The sequence below is a fragment of the Variovorax sp. GW822-FHT04A09 genome (genome assembly GCF_058801005.1).
This window is the reverse complement of sequence record NZ_JBXAMV010000001.1, coordinates 1,593,285-1,609,840: the sequence shown is the minus strand read 5'-3', so window position 1 is coordinate 1,609,840 and position 16,556 is coordinate 1,593,285. Positions and strand designations below refer to the sequence as shown.

At 71.4% G+C, this 16,556-nt stretch carries 15 protein-coding genes; 8 read left to right on the top strand and 7 right to left on the bottom strand.

Annotation, left to right across the window (positions count from 1 at the left end; translation table 11 throughout):
- Positions 1-3: 3 nt before the first annotated feature.
- The 5 genes from AC1RLW_RS07235 to AC1RLW_RS07215 form a co-directional block, all read right to left on the bottom strand.
- Positions 4-2,400: a penicillin acylase family protein gene (locus AC1RLW_RS07235; RefSeq protein WP_493192604.1), complete on the bottom strand. Its 2,397-nt coding sequence runs from the start codon at positions 2,398-2,400 to the stop codon at positions 4-6.
- Between the two features lie 100 nt (positions 2,401-2,500).
- Positions 2,501-3,082 (bottom strand): glutathione S-transferase family protein, encoded by a 582-nt coding sequence (locus AC1RLW_RS07230; protein WP_369632401.1) that lies wholly within the window; start codon positions 3,080-3,082, stop codon positions 2,501-2,503.
- 35 nt (positions 3,083-3,117) lie between these two features.
- A complete protein-coding gene (locus AC1RLW_RS07225) occupies positions 3,118-3,756 on the bottom strand; it encodes a CDP-alcohol phosphatidyltransferase family protein (protein WP_307584024.1) in 639 nt (212 codons plus the stop codon).
- Positions 3,757-3,844: 88 nt separating this feature from the next.
- The gene (locus tag AC1RLW_RS07220) at positions 3,845-4,591 is read right to left on the bottom strand and encodes a glutamine amidotransferase (RefSeq protein ID WP_493192603.1); all 747 of its coding nucleotides are present in this window, start codon (positions 4,589-4,591) and stop codon (positions 3,845-3,847) included.
- A gap of 33 nt (positions 4,592-4,624) precedes the next feature.
- On the bottom strand, positions 4,625-5,527 hold the full coding sequence (locus AC1RLW_RS07215; protein WP_070059317.1) for a LysR family transcriptional regulator: 903 nt from the start codon (positions 5,525-5,527) through the stop codon (positions 4,625-4,627).
- Between the two features lie 144 nt (positions 5,528-5,671).
- On the opposite strand from AC1RLW_RS07215, the gene AC1RLW_RS07210 reads away from it, so the two are divergent.
- From AC1RLW_RS07210 to AC1RLW_RS07195, 4 genes are all read left to right on the top strand, one after another.
- Entirely contained in the window at positions 5,672-6,826 is a 1,155-nt protein-coding gene (locus AC1RLW_RS07210; RefSeq protein ID WP_493192602.1) for a CaiB/BaiF CoA transferase family protein, read from the top strand.
- Between the two features lie 55 nt (positions 6,827-6,881).
- Positions 6,882-7,850 (top strand): Bug family tripartite tricarboxylate transporter substrate binding protein, encoded by a 969-nt coding sequence (locus tag AC1RLW_RS07205; protein ID WP_492685375.1) that lies wholly within the window; start codon positions 6,882-6,884, stop codon positions 7,848-7,850.
- Between the two features lie 8 nt (positions 7,851-7,858).
- On the top strand, positions 7,859-9,667 hold the full coding sequence (locus AC1RLW_RS07200) for an acyclic terpene utilization AtuA family protein (RefSeq protein WP_493192601.1): 1,809 nt from the start codon (positions 7,859-7,861) through the stop codon (positions 9,665-9,667).
- 200 nt (positions 9,668-9,867) lie between these two features.
- On the top strand, positions 9,868-10,491 hold the full coding sequence (locus AC1RLW_RS07195; protein ID WP_493192600.1) for a hypothetical protein: 624 nt from the start codon (positions 9,868-9,870) through the stop codon (positions 10,489-10,491).
- 16 nt (positions 10,492-10,507) lie between these two features.
- On the opposite strand, the gene AC1RLW_RS07190 is transcribed toward AC1RLW_RS07195, so the two are convergent.
- A complete protein-coding gene (locus AC1RLW_RS07190; RefSeq protein WP_390344688.1) occupies positions 10,508-11,053 on the bottom strand; it encodes an SRPBCC family protein in 546 nt (181 codons plus the stop codon).
- Positions 11,054-11,093: 40 nt separating this feature from the next.
- Positions 11,094-11,444, bottom strand: a complete 351-nt coding sequence (locus AC1RLW_RS07185; RefSeq protein ID WP_139706362.1) for an ArsR/SmtB family transcription factor — start codon at positions 11,442-11,444, stop codon at positions 11,094-11,096.
- Positions 11,445-11,619: 175 nt separating this feature from the next.
- Between AC1RLW_RS07185 and bla the strand changes: the two genes are divergently transcribed.
- The 4 genes from bla (at position 11,620) to AC1RLW_RS07165 (ending at position 16,522) form a co-directional block, all read left to right on the top strand.
- Positions 11,620-12,507, top strand: coding sequence for a class A beta-lactamase (gene bla / locus AC1RLW_RS07180; RefSeq protein WP_493192599.1), 888 nt, complete (start codon positions 11,620-11,622; stop codon positions 12,505-12,507).
- A gap of 47 nt (positions 12,508-12,554) precedes the next feature.
- The gene (locus tag AC1RLW_RS07175; protein WP_493192598.1) at positions 12,555-13,550 is read left to right on the top strand and encodes a LysR family transcriptional regulator; all 996 of its coding nucleotides are present in this window, start codon (positions 12,555-12,557) and stop codon (positions 13,548-13,550) included.
- 141 nt (positions 13,551-13,691) lie between these two features.
- Positions 13,692-15,263 (top strand): AMP-binding protein, encoded by a 1,572-nt coding sequence (locus tag AC1RLW_RS07170; RefSeq protein WP_493192597.1) that lies wholly within the window; start codon positions 13,692-13,694, stop codon positions 15,261-15,263.
- A 20-nt stretch (positions 15,264-15,283) separates the two neighbouring features.
- Positions 15,284-16,522 (top strand): acyl-CoA dehydrogenase family protein, encoded by a 1,239-nt coding sequence (locus AC1RLW_RS07165; RefSeq protein WP_369632412.1) that lies wholly within the window; start codon positions 15,284-15,286, stop codon positions 16,520-16,522.
- Positions 16,523-16,556: the final 34 nt, after the last annotated feature.

Genomic DNA, 16,556 nt, shown 5'->3' with positions numbered 1-16,556 from the left:
GGTTCAGTACCCCAGCTGCAGCGGCTTGCCTTCGCGCTGCGCCTGCACGTCGGCCGGGTGGAAGGGCAGCGGATGCCACTGCTTGGCCGCGAACAGCGGCAATTGGTCATAAGCGCGCGGCGAGGCCGGGTCGCTGCTCTGGCCGTAGGTGAGCAGGCCTTGCGCCACGGGGCCGCGCGCGTCGAAGGTCACGACCTGCATGTAGCTGCTGCCGTAGTTGATGGCGTAGCCCTTCGGGTCGATCAGCGGCTGGCCCTGCGATTCGAGCTTGTTGAGCACGCCTTCGAACTCGTCGCCGCCGGGCAGCGCGATCTTCTGGCCGCGCACGGTGCGCGACTGCGGCACGCCCAGCGCCACGTCGGGCGCGAAGCCGGCGGTGCGCACGGTGCCAACCGCGTCGCCCAGCGCCTTGAACACCGCCTCGCGCGTGGCGGGCGTGGCCATGTCCAGGCCGGTGGGCGTGGTCACGGGCTGCGCCGGGTCGAAGGGCACGCGCCAGACCTTCGGCAGGTCCTTGGTCTTGCGCCAGAACTCGCGGAACAGCGCCGCGCCCTTCGACTCGGCGTTGCTGGTTCGGTCCCAGGCGGAGAGCACGCGGCAGCCCAGGGCCTGGTCGGCGCTCAGCGCGGCGCCGGTGGCGGTGCACGCGGCCTTCAGGTCGTCCATCACCAGCATGCCGGCGAGGTTCCTGTCGCGGAAGATCACGCTGCGCAGCTCGGCCGCGCCCATGCGGTTGCCCGGCAGGCCGTCGGTGCCGGCCAGTCGGCCTTCGATTTCCATGATGCCGCTGCGCGTGCGCAGCCGCTGCGGCACGCCGACGGGGCCGACCAGTGGCGACACGCCGGCCATCGGCGGCACGCGCGGGTTGCTGAGCCAGAAGCTGTCGTTGCTGTTCTGCACCCAGTCGGGCGTGACGACGACGGGCATGCGGGCCGGCGCGATGATGCCGGGCGCGGCGGCGCTGCTATCGCGGTGCCAGGCGCAGGCGCTGCGCGAGCCGTCGAGCACGGGCAGGCCGGCCGCGTTGAGCAGCGCGGCGGCGGCCGGCGAGGGCGCGCAGGTCTTGAGCATTTCGGCCGACACGTCGGGCACCACCGACAGGTCGGCGTACATCGCGTTGCCCTCGCGGTCGGCCGCCAGGGTGTTGATCCACGGGATGCCCTGGTTGCCCATGGCGGCGCGCAGCTCGGCGACGTTGCGGGCCCGGCCCATCTTCATCCAGCTCTCGGCCGAGCGCACGTTGAGCGTGTTGGCGTCGCGGATCGCATAGGCCTTCTGGGCCGTCCAGCCCAGGCCGGCGCGCGGCAGCGAGACCACGGGGCCCCAGTCGGTGGCATAGAAGGTGTGCTGCACGGGCGCGCCGCCCGCCGTGGCGGCGGCCGGCAGTGCGACGGTGCGCGCGACCATCTTCTTCGGCTGGCCGTCGACCCAGTACACGGTCGGGTCGTTGGGGTCGAGCTTGAGTTCGTACAGCGTGAAGCGCTTGCCGGTCGACACGGTGTGGGTCCAGGCCACGTCCTTGTTGAAGCCGATCGACACCACCGGGCTCAGGCCGCCGGTGGCGCCCATCACGTCGAGCCGGCCGGGAATGGTCAGGTGCATCTGCCAGAAGCGGTTGGTGCCGTTCCAGGGGAAGTGCGGGTTGCCCAGCAGCAGACCCTTGCCGTCGGGCGTGGCGTTGCGCCCGAAGGCCCAGCCGTTGGAGCCCAGCTCGCCGCCTTCGGGGTTGGCGTTGAAGCTGTGGCGGCCAATCTCGGCCACCGCCTGCTCGAGCGCGACCGGCGCCGCGCCGGTCTTGACGCCCGGGGCCGGCGGCACGGCGGCCAGCACCGCGCCGGCCAGTGCGCCCAGGCCGCCCTGGATCATCGATTGCTCGGTGGCGCGCGCCAGGTCGGCGGCCGTCATCGGGCGCACCCAGGGCTTGCCGCGGCAGGCCTCGGGCAGGCCATTGGGGCCCGCATCCTGCAGGTAGCGGTTGTAGCCCGCCACGTAGCCGCGCAGCGCGGCCTTCACCTCGTCGTTGGTGGTGGCTGCCGCGCGGGCCAGCGCCGCGTCGTCCATGTGGTAGCGCACGAACAGGTCGATCTGGGCGTTGGGCATGCGGCCCAGACCGAAGTCGCCGGTGTTCTGCGCCCCGAGGAACTGCGCGCGGTCGCCGCGCAGCGTCAGCAGGTGCTCGGCGGTCTGGCAGACGTTGTCCTGCGCGTGCGCGTAGGCGGTGCCGTAGGCCAGGCCTTCGTAGTCGGGCGCCGTGATGTGCGCGATGCCGAAGGTGGTGCGCTCGATGCTCACGCTGCGGCTGCCGGGCGGCGGTGTGCTGGCGCAGGCGCCGAGCAGGGCGACCAGGCCCAGGGAGAGGGCCGTCAACGAGAACCGGGAGCGCGAGGTGTTCGAAGTCATGGGGCGGGCGTGATGGAAAAAGGGTCGAAAAAGAGGGACCGATTAGAGGATGAACCTCCGCCGCGCACTGTCGCCAGCGCGGCACGCCTTGCCACTTACCTCAGCCGAACTTCATGCCCTTGGGCCGTGCTTGCAGCCGATGGATGTACGCGTCGAGCTTCGGGCGGTTGGTGCGCCCGCCGAAGGCGCGGTGCCAGATGAGCATCGAGCCGATCATCACGTCGGCGGCCGTGAACTGGGCGCCGAACAGGTAGGGACCGTCGCCGAGTTCGCGTTCGACGGCGTCCTTGGCCTGCTCGAAATCGGTCCAGCCGCGCGCGCTGTTGTTGCTCTTGATCTTCAGCAGGCTGTCGCCCATCGAGGGTTCGAGCTGCGCGGTCGAATAGACCATGAGCGACAGGTAGCGCCCGCGCTCGGGCGTGCCCACGGCCGGCGCCAGGCGCTTGCCGGGGTACTTCTCGGCGATGTACATGCAGATGGCCGCGTTCTCGAAGATGCGGGTGCGGCCGTCGACCAGCGCGGGCAGCTTGCCGGCCGGGTTGATCTTCAGGAACTCGGGGCGCTTGTGGGCGCCCTCCCGGATGAGGGTGGGCACGATCTCGTAGTCGACCTCGGCCTCGTCGAGCATCCACTTGGCGACCTGCGCACGGCTGCGCGGGTCGAAATACAGCTTCATTGTCATGCGGGGTCTCCTTGGTGAGCGGGGCAGAGGTGCGGTCAGAACTTGGGAATGCGCAGGGTCTTGCTGATCATCAGCGTGCCCGAGAGCGCGAACAGCAGCACCAGCGGGTGCAGCTGCCAGGGGCCGAGCGTCCAGGCGCCGCCCCACACGTTGGCGCCGAGGGCGCCCTTCGAGGCCGCGTAGGCCAGCACGCCCACCAGCACCACGCTGGTCGGGATCGGCGTGCCTTCGAAGTACTTCACCTTGTCGGCACCGGCCGAGAGGGCCTCGGCCGTCACGTTGTAGCGCGCGAGCCGGCTCACGCCGCAGCCGACGAAATAGATCAGCACCGCGCAGTCCCAGCCGCCGTCCAGGCCGGCGGCGAAGCCGAGCGCGGCGGGCAGCACGCCGAAGGAGATCACGTCGGCCAGCGAGTCGAGTTCGCGTCCGAGCGCCGACTGGGTCTGGCGCCAGCGCGCGATGCGGCCGTCGAGCACGTCGAAGATGAAGGCGGCCGGGGCGAGCGCCGCGGCCCAGTAGAAGTGGGCGAGCGACTGGCTGCGCATGAAGGCCATCGCGAAGAACACCGCCCCGACGCCGCAGGCCGCGTTGCCGAGCGTGAACACATCGGCCAGGTGAAAGCCGCGGATCATCGAGAAGTGCTTGCGGGCCGGCGGGGGCGAAGGCGTGGTCATGAGGCGGGGAAAGCTGCGAAAGGAACCGCACCTTAACCCAAGCGCGACCCGCTTTTTGTAGTCGCGCGCCGACGCCCCGTCGGCGCGCTCAGGCGGCGGGCTGCGCCTTGGCCTCGACGATCCGCGCGAAGCGCCCGAGCAGACCCGCCGCCGCGTCGGTGGGGCGCACGCCTTCGCGCAGCGCCACGGCGTCGAGCCCGTCCGCGGCGAGGTCGCGGGCCAGCAGCTCGATGTAGCCGCCCATGGTCCGGGCGTCGAACTCGGGATGGAACTGCAGGCCCCAGGCCTGCGCGCCCACGCGGAAGGCGTGCACGGGTTCGTGCGCGCTGTGGGCCAGCTTCACCGCGCCCTCGGGCAGGCGCAGCGCGCTCTGCCAGTGGATCGCCTGCGCCGGGAACTGCGCGGGCAGGTCGCCCAGCAGCGCGTCGCCGGCGGCGGCCGCGTCGAGCGTGACAGTGACCGTGCCGACCTCCGGCCCTTGCGGGTGGTGGCCGGCCTCGCCGCCGAGCGCGTGCGCCAGCAGCTGGTGGCCGTAGCAGATGCCGAGCACGGGCGTGTCGCGCGCGACCAGCTCGGCGAGCCAGGCGGCGGTGGTTTCGCTCCAGGGTTCGCGGTGCGACACCATCGCGTGCGAGCCGGTGACGACCACGCCCGCGACCTGGCCGGGCGCGGGCAGCGTGTCGCCGCGACGCGGGTCGACCACCACGAGGGGCAGGGTCTGCGTGCCGAGGCCGTCGGCGATCCAGTGCTCGAAGTCGCCGCGGCCTTCGCGCAGCGCGTCATGGGTGTCACCGACCTTGACGATGACCAGGGGATACGGGGGCGTGCTGTGCATGGCGTCGATCATGCCGCAGCCGCCGCGGGCCGGTCAGCGCCGGGACGATTCCCGACGGTGCAGCAGGTCCATGAAGGCACGGCCCACGGGCGAGGGCGAGCGCCCCGCGCGCGTGACCAGCCCGATGGGCCGCGACATCAGCGGGCGCTGCAGCGGCACGGTGGCCAGCTCGTCGTTCTGCGACAGCTGCAGCGCGAGCCGGGGCAGGGCGGTGAGCCCCAGCCCGGCCGCCACCAGCGCGCCCGCCACGGCCACGCTCGGGTATTCGAGCGCGGGCTGCACCTGCAGGCCGCGCTGCAAAAAGGCGGCGTCGGTGATCGGCCGGATGCTGCTCTGGAAGCTGCTCGCAATGAAGGGCCGCGTCGCGAACACCGACCACGACACCGAGGCGCGCGCGGCCAGCGGGTCGTCGCGCCGGCACAGCAGCACGAAGGGGTCGTCGCGCAGGTGGCGGTACAGCAGGGGCTCGTGCGTGCCGGGGCGCACGCTGAGGCCGAAGTCGGCGCGGCCTTCGTCCACCGCGGCGCGCACCGCCTCGGCCGGCCCTTCGATCAGCGAGAACTGCACCTGCGGATGCTGCTGGCGGAACTCGGCAATGGCACCGGGCAGCAGCGCCACGCCGGTGGAGGGCAGCGCCGCGATGGTGAGATGGCCGCTGCGGCCTTCGAGGAACTGCGACAGCTCGCTGAACGAGCTGTTGAAGTTCTCCAGGATGCGCAGCGCGATCGGCAGCAGCTCGCGCCCCGCCGGCGTGAGCTCGACGTGCCGCGTGTCGCGGTCGAACAGGCGCGCGCCCACCAGGTCTTCGACGATGCGCACCGTGCGGCTCAGCGCCGGCTGCGACACGTGCAGGGCCTGCGCGGCGGCGCGGAAGTTGGTGGTCTTCGCGACTTCGACGAAGGCCTCGAGCTGCTGCAGCGTGATGTCGACTCGCACGGATGCGGCTCCCTCGGGGTGGCGGTGGATTGATCCATCCAAGTTATCACAGATATAGGAATATTGTTCTTCACAGATCAATGCGCGGCGCCGAGACTGGCGCATTCGATACACGGAGACAAGGGGCCCCCGCGCCCCCGTGACATGGACACCAAAATTCTGGAAGGCATCCGGGTGCTCGAGCTCGGGCAGGTGCTGGCGGGGCCCTTCGCGGGCGCGATCCTGGCGGACCTCGGCGCCGACGTCGTGAAGCTCGAGCGCGTCGAGGGCGGCGACGACGCGCGCCACATGGGCCCGGCGTTCCGCCACGGCGACGCGCTCAACTTCCACGTCTTCAACCGCGGCAAGCGCTCGGTCGCCATCGACCTGAAGAGCGAAGAGGGCATGGCCGCCTTCGAGACCCTCGCGGCCGGCGCGGACATCCTCATCCACAACCTGCGCCCGGGCGTCACGCAGTCGATGGGCATCGACGGCCCCTCGCTGTGCGCGCGCCATCCGCGGCTCATCTACTGCGAGATCTCGGCCTTCGGCCACACCGGTCCGCTGCGCATGCAGCCGGGCTACGAGCCGCTGATCCAGGCCTTCAGCGGGCTGTCGAGCATCAACGGCGGGCCCGACGATCCGCCCATGCGCACCGGCGCCTCGGTCTGCGACCAGGGCACCGGCATGTGGGCCGTGATCGGCGCGCTGGCGCTGCTGCAGCGGCGCCACCTCACGGGGCGGGGCGGCGTGGTCAGCACCTCGCTGCTGGAGACCGCGCTGGTCTGGACCGGCCAGAAGGCCGACGCCTACGTCAACGAAGGCCGGCTGCCCGAGCGCCACCGCTCGGGCCATCCGGGTTTCGTGCCCTACGAATCTTTCGATACCGCCGATGCGCCGCTCCTGATCTGCTGCGGCAACGACCGGCTCTTCGCCAAGTTCGCGCACGAACTCGGGCGCGACGACTGGACCACCGACGCGCGCTTTGCCGGCAACCGCCAGCGGCTGCAGCACAAGGCGGCGCTGTTCGACGAGATCGGCCCGCTGCTGCGCGCGCGCACCCGCGCCGACTGGATGGCGCGCTTCACCGCCGCCGGCGTGCCCTGCGCGCCGGTGCACACCGTGCCCGAAGCCGTCGCGCATCCGCAGGTCGAGGCGCTGGGCATGCTGCAAGCGGTGCCGGGCGAGGACTTCCGCCTCACGGCGCTGCCGATGTCCATCGACGGCGTGCGGCCCGCGCACCGCGCGGTCGCGCCCCGGCTGGGCGAGCACAACGCGGCGCTCGGCGCGCCGCCAGTGCCGCCGCGCGACGGCGCCTGAGCGGCCGCACCTTTTTTCCTGTTTCAAGAACTACATCCCACCGGAGACATCACCCATGCGCACTTCCATCTTCCGCCTCGGCGCAGTCCTGGCCTTCGCGGTCGCGGCGGCGGCACCTGCCCACGCGCAGGACTACCCCGCCAAGCCCCTCACCGTCGTCGTGCCCTTCGCGGCCGGCAGCGGCACCGACCAGCAGGCGCGCAGCTTCGCGCAGGCCCTGACCGTCGAATACAAGGTGCCGGTGATCGTGGAGAACCGCGCGGGCGCCAGCGGCTTCCTGGCTGCGCAGTACGTCGCCAAGGCCGCGCCCGACGGCTACACGTTGCTGATGACCACCAACACCACGCACGCCGCCAACGAGCACCTGTACAAGAAGCTGCCCTACGACCCGGTGAAGGACTTCACCCCCGTCGCGCTGCTGTCCAAGGGCCACATGCTGCTGCTGGTGGGGGCCGATTCGCCGATCAAGTCGGTGGCCGACCTCGTGGCGGCGGCGAAGAAGTCGCCGGGCAAGCTCAACTTCGGCAGCGGCAGCTCGTCCAGCCGCGTGGCGAGCGAGCTGCTCAAGCAGATGGCGGGCATCGACATGGTGAACGTGCCCTACAAGAGCAACCCGATGGCCATCACCGACCTGCTGGGCGGGCAGGTCGACTTCATGTTCGCCGACGCGCCCACCGCGCTGCCGCACGTCAAGAGCGGCAAGCTGCGCGCGCTGGCCGTGAGCGGCGACAAGCGTCTGGCCGCCGTGCCCGCGCTGCCGACCGTGGCCGAGGCGGGCGTGAAGGGCTACGACATGTCGTACTGGACGGCGGTCTACCTGCCGCCGGGCGCGCCCGCGGCCGTCACGCGCAAGCTCAACGAGATGCTGGTGAAGGTGTCGGCCTCGCCGGCCATCGTCGCCTACCAGGCCATCTCCAGCGGCGAGGCCGCCACCGGCACGCCCGAGGCGCTCGCGAAGTTCCAGGCCGCCGAGTCGCAGAAGTGGGGCCGCGTGATCCGCGCTGCCGGCATCGAGCCCGAATGAGCCGCGCGATGAATACGTCGGACACGCAGAAGAAGGCTGTGCGCATCGGCGGCGCCTCGGGCTTCTGGGGCGACAGCAGCACGGGCGCGCCGCAGCTCGTGACGCACGGCGGCATCGATTACCTGGTGTTCGACTACCTCGCCGAACTCACGATGTCGCTGCTGGCCGGCGCGAAGCTGAAGAACCCCGACGCCGGCTACGCCACCGACTTCGTCACCACCGCCATGGCCGCCGTGCTGCCCGACGTGATGCGCCAGGGCATCCGCGTGATCGCCAACGCCGGCGGTGTGAACCCGCGCGCCTGCGCCGCCGCGCTCACGCAACTGGCGGCCGGCATGGGGCTCGCGCCGCGCATCGCCGTGGTCACCGGCGACGACGCGCTGCCGCACGCCGAGGCGCTGCGCGCGCAGGGCATCGGCCACATGGGCACGGGCGCGCCGCTGCCCGAGCGCCTCGTGAGCGCCAACGCCTACCTGGGCGCCGTGCCGATCGCGCGGGCGCTCGATGCCGGCGCGCAGATCGTCATCACGGGCCGCTGCGTCGACAGCGCCGTCACGCTCGGCGCGCTGATGCACGAATTCGGCTGGGCCGACGACGACTGGGACCGCCTCGCGGGCGGCAGCCTGGCCGGCCACATCATCGAATGCGGCGCGCAGGCCACCGGCGGCCTGCACACCGACTGGGAGCAGGTGCCCGACTGGGCCCACATCGGCTACCCGGTGGTCGAATGCGCGGCCGACGGCAGCTTCGTCGTCGGCAAGCCGCCCGGCACCGGCGGGCTGGTGAGCCGCGCCACCGTGGGCGAGCAGCTGCTGTACGAGATCGGCGACCCCGCGGCCTACCTGCTGCCCGACGTGACCTGCGACTTTCGCACCGTGCAGATCGAGGCCGTGGGCGCGGACCGGGTGCGCGTCTCGGACGCGAAAGGACGTGCGCCCTCGGGTCGCTACAAGGTCACGGCCACCTACGCTGCGGGCTACCGCTGCAACGCCGAGCTGCTGATCGTCGGCTTCGACGCCGCCGCCAAGGCGCGGCGCAGCGGCGAAGCCATGCTGCGCCGCACGCGCGACCTGTTCGCGCAGCGCGGCTGGGCCGACTTCTCGGCCACCCACATCGACGTGCTGGGCGCCGAGCAGTGCTACGGCCCGCACGCCACCGCCCAGCCGCCGCGCCAGGCGGTGCTGCGCGTGGCCGTCACGCACGCGGACAAGGCGCCGCTCGAACTCTTCGCGCGCGAGATCTCGGCGGCCGGCACCTCGTGGGCGCCCGGCACCACCGGCCTGGGCGGCGGGCGGCCGTCGGTGGCGCTGTCGATCCGGCAGTTTCCGCTGCTCGTGGACAAGGCGCTGTTCACGCCCGTGGTCGAGATGGCGGGCGAGTCGTGGCCCGTGGCCGTGAGGGCGCAGGCGGCGCAGGTCGCCATGGCCGATGAGGTGGCACCGCAGGCGGACGCCACCGACCCGGACACGGACGACGAATGGCTCGAGGTGCCGCTGATCCGCCTGGCCTATGGCCGCAGCGGCGACAAGGGCGACGTCTCGAACATCGGCATCCTCGCGCGCGAGCCGCGCTACCTGCCCGTGCTGCGCGAGCAGCTCACCGCGCAGGCCGTGCGCGCCTACATGGCGCACCTGGTCGAAGGCGAGGTGACGCGCTACGAGCTGCCCGGCATCGGCGCCTTCAACTTCGTCTGCGAAGCGGCGCTGGGCGGCGGCGGCATGGCCTCGCTGCGCACCGACCCGCTGGGCAAGAGCATGGCGCAGATCCTGTTGTCGATGCCGGTGCGCATCGCGGCCCGCCGGCTGCGCGCGGCCTGAGCCGACGCGCCGCCGGGCCCGCGTTTTCAGCGCGGGCCCACGCCATCGCGCACCGCTTTCGGATTCGTCCGATGGCCTGCCTCGGCGCTTTTTCCTAGAGTGCTTCGTTCCCTGAGCGCTGGCCGTTTTCCGGCCGGCCCGCTCTTCCCTCTTTTCGCCAGATGGCTGCCTTTTTTTCTCGAAGGCGCTCGAAGCACGCCATGTCCTTGTCCAGATTCCTTTCCTTCCATCCCCGCCTGCGCGCGGGCCGCTGGGTGCTTGCCGCCTCCACGCTGGTCGCGGGCTGTGGCCCCGTCGCGGTCACGTCGTACGTGCCGCTGCCGCCGATGCCGCCGCCCTCCGAACCGATGAACATGGCCGTGCCTGTCGCGCTGTCGGCCACGAGCTCGCGCAAGGGGGCCGTGTACCGGCCCGCGCCCGCGGTGGTGCCCGAGCTGGCGCAGGTCGTGTTCTTCCGCCGCGCCACGGCCACGCCCAGCACGGGCGCGGCGCATGTGTATGTCGACGGCGAGTTCCACGCCGCGTTGATGCCCAACGGCTTCACGCGCCTGTGCGTGGCGCCGGGCGCGCACTCGCTGGAGGCCTACATCGACGACGCGCCGCTGTACGCGGGCAAGTCGCAACCGAAGACGCAGGCCGTGCTCGAAGGCGGGCAGACGGTGTTCGTGGCCGTGTCGGAAATGGGCGAGGGCGCGCCGGTGCCCCACGGCAGGGTCGCGGCCGAGCGCCTGCTCAAGGGCGCGCGCGAGCAGCGGCAGGTGATCAGCCGCGCGGTCCGCGTGCAGCCCTGCCGCGAGCCGTCGCAGCCCGCCCGCCGGGCCTGACGCGGCCCGACGGCCTTCAGCGGATGTGCGTCGCGTAGGCCGCCTCGGCGGCCTCCAGCTGGGTCCAGAAGCCTTGCGGCGCGCGCCCGTGCAGCACCTCGTCGAGCACGCCCAGGTGCGCGTGCCAGCCGCTGGCCACGCTCAGCGTTTCCTTGCGGTCGGGCAGGCGGCGGTGCGTGAGCACCAGGTGCGTGGTTTGCGCACCCTGCGGCGACAGTTCGAAGCTGACCTCGGACGCGTCCTCGCGCTCGCTGCCCCAGCTGATGACCAGCAGCGTCGGCGGCTCGATGCGCAGCACGCGCGAGTGCTGCACATGGGTCTCGCGGTAGGCCGCGAAGCGCTCGGGCGCCACCTCGCCCGACAGCTCGGTGTGCTGGAAGCGCAGCTCGAACACCGCGCCCGGCGCCTGCGCCATGGTGCCGCCGGCCAGCCAGCTGCGGCGCTTCTCGGGGTCGACGAGGTAGGTCCACACGCGGTCGATGGGGCCGGGCAGGGTGCGCTCGATGCGCAGGGTGCCGGGCTCGGTCTGCGTGCCCAGGCTGTGCTTCAGGGTCGTGGTCATGGGTCGGTGCTCCTTGGGTAGGTGAAGAGAGAGAAGGCGTTCACACGCGGCTGTCGCCGGCATCGCGCCGCAGCGCATCCGCCAGCGCGTCCAGGCGGTGGTTCCAGAAGACTTCGTACGCGCGCAGCCACGCATCGGCCGTGGCGAGCGCCGCCGGCTCCAGCCGGCACACGTGCGCGCGGCCCTGCACGGTGCGCGACACCAGCCCCGCGCGCTCCAGCGTCTTGACGTGCTTGGAGGCGCCCGCGAAGGACATGCGAAACGGCGCACCCAGCTCGCCCACGCTGCATTCGCCCTGCGCGAGCAGCTGCAGCATGGTGCGCCGCGTGCTGTCGGCCAGGGCGTGGAACACGGCGTCGAGCCGTTCGTCTTCGATTTCAAGTTCAACCATGAAGTTGAATATAGATCGGTCCCTAATAAAATTCAACCAGAAGGTTGAATGATGAAATGGCGTTACACCTGATACACCCGGGACGCCGTGCGCGACCCGGGCGCTGGAAGCGCGGCGGCGGCGCTCCTACGATGCCTTTCATTCCATCCACTCGCGAAAAGAAAGACGCACGCACATGAACCCTCTGATCCAGCGCCGCACCCTGTTGCTCGCCGCCGCCGTGACCCCGCTCGCCGGCGCCTGCAGCGCATGGCCGAAGAAGGACGCGCAGTCGGACGCCGAAACGCAGCTCGCCGAACTCGAGCGCGCCTGCGGCGGGCGCCTGGGCGTGTCGGGCTTTCACACCGGCAGCGGCGCACGCCTGCAGCACCGTGCGCACGAGCGCTTTCCGCTGTGCAGCACCTTCAAGCTGGTGCTCGCCGCGGCGGTGCTCGAACGCAGCGCGACCGACGCCAGCCTGCTCGGGCGCCGCATCAGTGTCGGCAAGGGCGACCTGGTGTCCCACTCGCCGGTCGCCGAGAAGCACCTCGCCACCGGCATGACCGTGAACGAGATGTGCGCCGCCACCATGCAGTACAGCGACAACGCCGCCGCCAACCTGCTGCTGAAGGTGCTGGGCGGTCCGTCCGCCGTCACGGCCTTTGCGCGGCGCATCGGCGACACCACCTTCCGCCTCGACCGCACCGAGCCCGAGCTGAACACCGCCATTCCCGGCGATCCGCGCGACACGACCACGCCCGCGGCAATGTCCGACACCGTGCAGCGGTTGGCGCTGGGCGACGCGCTCGGCGCGCCGCAGCGCGAGCAGATGCGCGAATGGCTGCTCGGCAACACCACCAGCACCGAGCGTTTCCTGGCCGGCGTGCCCAAAGGCTGGCGTGTGGGCGACAAGACAGGCGCGGGTTCGTACGGCTCCACCAACGACGTCGGCGTGCTGTGGCCGCCGTCGGGCGCGCCGCTGGTGTTGTCGGTCTACCTGACCTTCCCCGACAAGGACGCGAAGGGCCGCAACGACGTGGTTGCCTCGGCCACGCGCATCGCCGTCAAGGCCCTCGCAGGCTGAGTCAGCGACGGGGCCACAATGGGCGCCCCATCTTTCCCCGTCGCTCCATGGACCTGAGGTCTCTTCGCTATTTCATCGCGGTGCTCGAAGCCGGCAGCCTGTCGCGCGCGGCGGCGTCGCTGTACGTGGCGCAGCCCGCGCTGACCGCGCAGATCAAGAAGCTCGAGGCCGAGCTCGGCACGCAGCTGTTCGACCGCTCGCACGTCGGCGTCACGCCCACGGCCGCCGGGCTGCAGCTGTACCAGGACGCGCGGCGCCTGCTGTCGGATGCCGCGGCCATGCGCGAGCGGCTGCAGCGCGCGCCCGACGGGCCCGAGGGCTCGGTCACGGTGGCGGTGCCGTTCCTGCTGGCCTCGCTGCTGCTCGGGCCCGTGCTGGCGCGGCTGAAGCAGTCGCACCCGCGCATCCGCGTGTTCGTGATCGACGACCTGAGCCTGATGGTGCGCAAGGCGATGGTCGATCGCCGCGCCGACATCGGCCTGCTGGTCGACACCCCGAGCGTCGAGGGGCTGGACGTGCGCCCCTTCGTGCGCGAAGGCATGTTCCTCTGCGGCTTCGATGCGAAGGGCGAGGTGGCGGCACTGCTCGGAAAAAGTGCGAAGGGTGGGCGCGCGAAGAAGGGCGCACCGGTGCGCCCCACGGTGCCTTTCGCACGCGCCGCGAGCCTGCCGCTGGTGCTGCAGTCGCGCCGCTTCAGCATCCGCCAGCGTGTCGAGGCGGCCGCCGAGGCCGTGGGCGTGGAACTCAACGTGGTGCACGAGCACGACTCGGCGCGCGTGCTGCGCTCGCTCTACCTGGCGGGCGCGGGCTTCACGGTCACGCCCGCCTGCGCGCTCGCGGACGGGCCGGGCGATCAGCCGAACTGGTTGATCGCACGCATCGTCGAGCCCGAGCTGGCGCGCACCTACCACCTGGCCACGCCGGCCGGCAAGGTGCCCGACGCGGCCACGCAGGTCGTGAGACAGGCGCTGGCCGACGAGGCGCGCTCGATGATCGCCTCGGGCCGCTGGGACGCGCAGTTCCTGGGCGACGACAAGGCGTAGCCATCGCGCACGGCGGTGCCGTGCGCCGGGGCCATCATCTTTTGTGATGGCCGCGCATCAGCAATCGGTATTTGTTGTGCGGCGGCGTTGTTTGCGAAAGTTCTCCCCACGGTGCACAGGCACCGGCCTCAAGGAGACAACTTGCCCTCACTTTCGCCCGAGGTCGCCAACGTCGGCGAACTCGCATCCCGCGCCGCCCGCCTGCATGCCCGGCAGATCGCCGTGACCAGCCCGCAGCGCGCCTGCACCTACGAACAGCTCGACCGGCGCGCCAACCGCCTGGCCAATGCCCTGCGTGGGCTCGGCCTGCAGCGCGGCGACCGCGTGGGCGTGTACCTGCCCAACTGCGTCGAGATCGTCGAGCTGGAGCTGGCCTGCTACAAGGCCGCGCTGGTGAAGGCGCCGATGAACGCGCGGCTCGCGCCGGTCGAGGTGGCCGAGGTCATCGAGAACAGCGACGCCGCGTTGATCGTCACCACCGCCGCACGCGCCGAGACCTTCCTGCCGCTCCTGAAAGGCGCGGCCCCGAAGCTGCTGCTGCTCGACGCGGCCGAAGGCACGCCCGCTTCCTACGAAGGCCAGCTGGCGCGTGCGAGCGACGCCTTCACTTGCGAGCGCGTGCGCGCCGACGAGCTGGCCGTGCTGCACTACACCTCGGGCTCCAGCGGCGTGCTCAAGGCCGCGATGCAGACCTTCGGCAACCGGCTGGCCCAGTTGCGCAAGTTCCTCTCGCGCAGCGAAGGCCTGCGCCCCGGCGACCTGCTGGGGCTGGTGGGGCCGATCACGCACGCCTCGGGCATGCAGATCGTGCCGGCGCTGTGCAGCGGCGCGACCATCCGCCTGTTCACCGGCTTCGAGCCCGCGCGCTTCCTGGACGACATCAAGAAGGAGCGCGTGACCCACACCTTCATGGTGCCCACCATGATCAACATGCTGCTGGCCGAGCTGCAGGGCCGCTACCGGCCGCTGCCCGACCTGCAGCGCCTGGGCTACGGCGCCGCGCCGATGGCGCCCGCGCGGATCATGCAGGCGATGGACGTGTTCGGCCCGGTGCTGTCGCAGGGCTACGGCGCGGGCGAGACCACCTCGGGCGTGTGCGGCCTCTCGGTGGAAGACCACCTGTTCGCGCGCGCCGCCATGCCCGAGCGGCTGGCCTCGTGCGGCCGGCCGTTCCTCGAATCGCTGGTGGAGATCGTCGATGACGAAGGCCACCCCGTCGCGCCCGGCGAGGTAGGCGAGATCGTGGTGAGCGGCGAGGACATCTTCGCCGGCTACTGGCGCGCGCCCGAGCTCACGGCCGAGGTGCTGAAAGATGGCCGCTACCACACGGGCGACCTCGCGCGCGCCGACGACGAGGGCTACATCTACATCGTCGATCGCAAGAAGGACATGGTCATCAGCGGCGGCTTCAACGTGTACCCCTCGGAGGTCGAGGCCGTGCTGTACCAGCACGCGGCGGTGGCCGAGGCCTGCGTGTTCAGCGTGCCCGACGACAAGTGGGGCGAGGCGGTGGCCGCGCACATCGTGCTGAAGCCGGGCGCCTCGCCCGACACGGCCGGACTCGACGACTTCTGCGCCGCGCGACTCGCGGGCTTCAAGCGGCCGCGCCGCATCGAGTTCGTCGAGTCGCTGCTGAAGAACGCCAACGGCAAGGTCGCGCGCAAGGCGATCCAGACGCCGTACTGGGCCGGCCACGCGCGGCGCGTCAATTGAACAAGAGCGAAGAGAACGACATGGACACCACGCTGACCCCTTCCGCCGCACCCACCGAGGCTTCGGCCATCCGCGCGCCGCTGTTCGACGGCCCCTTCGAGGGCTCGCCGCGCGCGGCCGAGTTGATCGCCCGCATCGGCGATTTCCTGAACGGCGAACTGGCCGACCTGGTGCGCGAGAAGGGCATCGACCACGAGCACGGCCCCGACAGGGAGACGCTGCGCCACGTCTGGCGCCGCTCGCACGCGATGGGCTTCTACGGCATGACGCTGCCGCCGGCGATGGGTGGCCTGGGCCTGTCGCTGCTCGACCATGTGCTGGTGAAGGAATCGATCTACGCCAGCGGCTCGCCGCTCGCGCCGCATGTGTTCGGCGAACTCAGCGGGCCGCCGCGCGTCGGCGCACTGGCCAAGTTCGCGACACCGGAGCAGATGGCGAAGTTCATCCGTCCGGTGGCGCAAGCAGAGAAGGCGATCTGCTTCGCGCTCACCGAGGCCGAGGCCGGCTCCGATGCCGGCGCGGTGCAGACGCAGGCGCGGCGCGAGGGCGACGTGTATGTGCTGAACGGGCGCAAGCGCTTCATCTCGGGGTCGCCTTTTGCCGATCTTGCGGTGCTCATGGCGTCCACCTCGGACGATCCGGCGCGCCGCGAGGTGACGGCGTTCTTTGTCGACCTGACGCAACCGGGCGTCCAGGTGCAGGCGGGCTACAAGACCATGGCGGGCCAGTCGACCACGGGCGACATCGTGCTCACCGATTGCCGCGTGCCGGCCGCGAACCTCATCGGCGAGCCCGGCAAGGGGCTGGCGCTGGCGCTGGGGCGCATCACGGTCAACCGGCTGCTGCACTGCCCGGGCATGGTGGGGCTGGCGACCGTGGCGCTGAAGGACGCGCGCGACTACGCGCGCACGCGCCGCCAGTTCGGCCGCGCCATCGCGCAGTTCCAGGCGATCCAGCATTCGCTGGCCGACATGGCGACGCAGCTGTGCGCGGCGCGCGCGCTGATGCTGTCGACCGCGCGGCAGATCGACGCCGGCGGCGACCCGCGCGCCGAGGCCTCGATGGCCAAGCTGTTCTGCTCGGAGGCCGCGTTCCGCGTGGCCGACGCGGCGGTGCAGATCCACGGCGGCGAAGGCATCGTGCAGGGGCGGCGCGTGGAGTTCCTGTTCCGCATGCTGCGCATGTACCGCGTGCTCACGGGCACGAGCGAGATCCAGAAGAACATCATCGCGCGAGAGCTGATCGGCGATGCGGCCTGAGGCCGAACCAGACAATCAGGAGACAAGACAAGCC

Bases quoted from the DNA above. Each gene is read 5' to 3' on its own strand.
- AC1RLW_RS07235 (WP_493192604.1), bottom strand. From the start codon at position 2,400: ATGACTTCGAACACCTCGCGCTCCCGGTTCTCGTTGACGGCCCTCTCC.
- AC1RLW_RS07165 (WP_369632412.1), top strand. From the start codon at position 15,284: ATGGACACCACGCTGACCCCTTCCGCCGCACCCACCGAGGCTTCGGCC.
- AC1RLW_RS07200 (WP_493192601.1), top strand. From the start codon at position 7,859: ATGAATACGTCGGACACGCAGAAGAAGGCTGTGCGCATCGGCGGCGCC.
- AC1RLW_RS07175 (WP_493192598.1), top strand. From the start codon at position 12,555: ATGGACCTGAGGTCTCTTCGCTATTTCATCGCGGTGCTCGAAGCCGGC.
- AC1RLW_RS07185 (WP_139706362.1), bottom strand. From the start codon at position 11,444: ATGGTTGAACTTGAAATCGAAGACGAACGGCTCGACGCCGTGTTCCAC.
- AC1RLW_RS07230 (WP_369632401.1), bottom strand. From the start codon at position 3,082: ATGACAATGAAGCTGTATTTCGACCCGCGCAGCCGTGCGCAGGTCGCC.
- bla (WP_493192599.1), top strand. From the start codon at position 11,620: ATGAACCCTCTGATCCAGCGCCGCACCCTGTTGCTCGCCGCCGCCGTG.
- AC1RLW_RS07205 (WP_492685375.1), top strand. From the start codon at position 6,882: ATGCGCACTTCCATCTTCCGCCTCGGCGCAGTCCTGGCCTTCGCGGTC.
- AC1RLW_RS07195 (WP_493192600.1), top strand. From the start codon at position 9,868: ATGTCCTTGTCCAGATTCCTTTCCTTCCATCCCCGCCTGCGCGCGGGC.
- AC1RLW_RS07210 (WP_493192602.1), top strand. From the start codon at position 5,672: ATGGACACCAAAATTCTGGAAGGCATCCGGGTGCTCGAGCTCGGGCAG.
- AC1RLW_RS07190 (WP_390344688.1), bottom strand. From the start codon at position 11,053: ATGACCACGACCCTGAAGCACAGCCTGGGCACGCAGACCGAGCCCGGC.
- AC1RLW_RS07220 (WP_493192603.1), bottom strand. From the start codon at position 4,591: ATGCACAGCACGCCCCCGTATCCCCTGGTCATCGTCAAGGTCGGTGAC.
- AC1RLW_RS07225 (WP_307584024.1), bottom strand. From the start codon at position 3,756: ATGACCACGCCTTCGCCCCCGCCGGCCCGCAAGCACTTCTCGATGATC.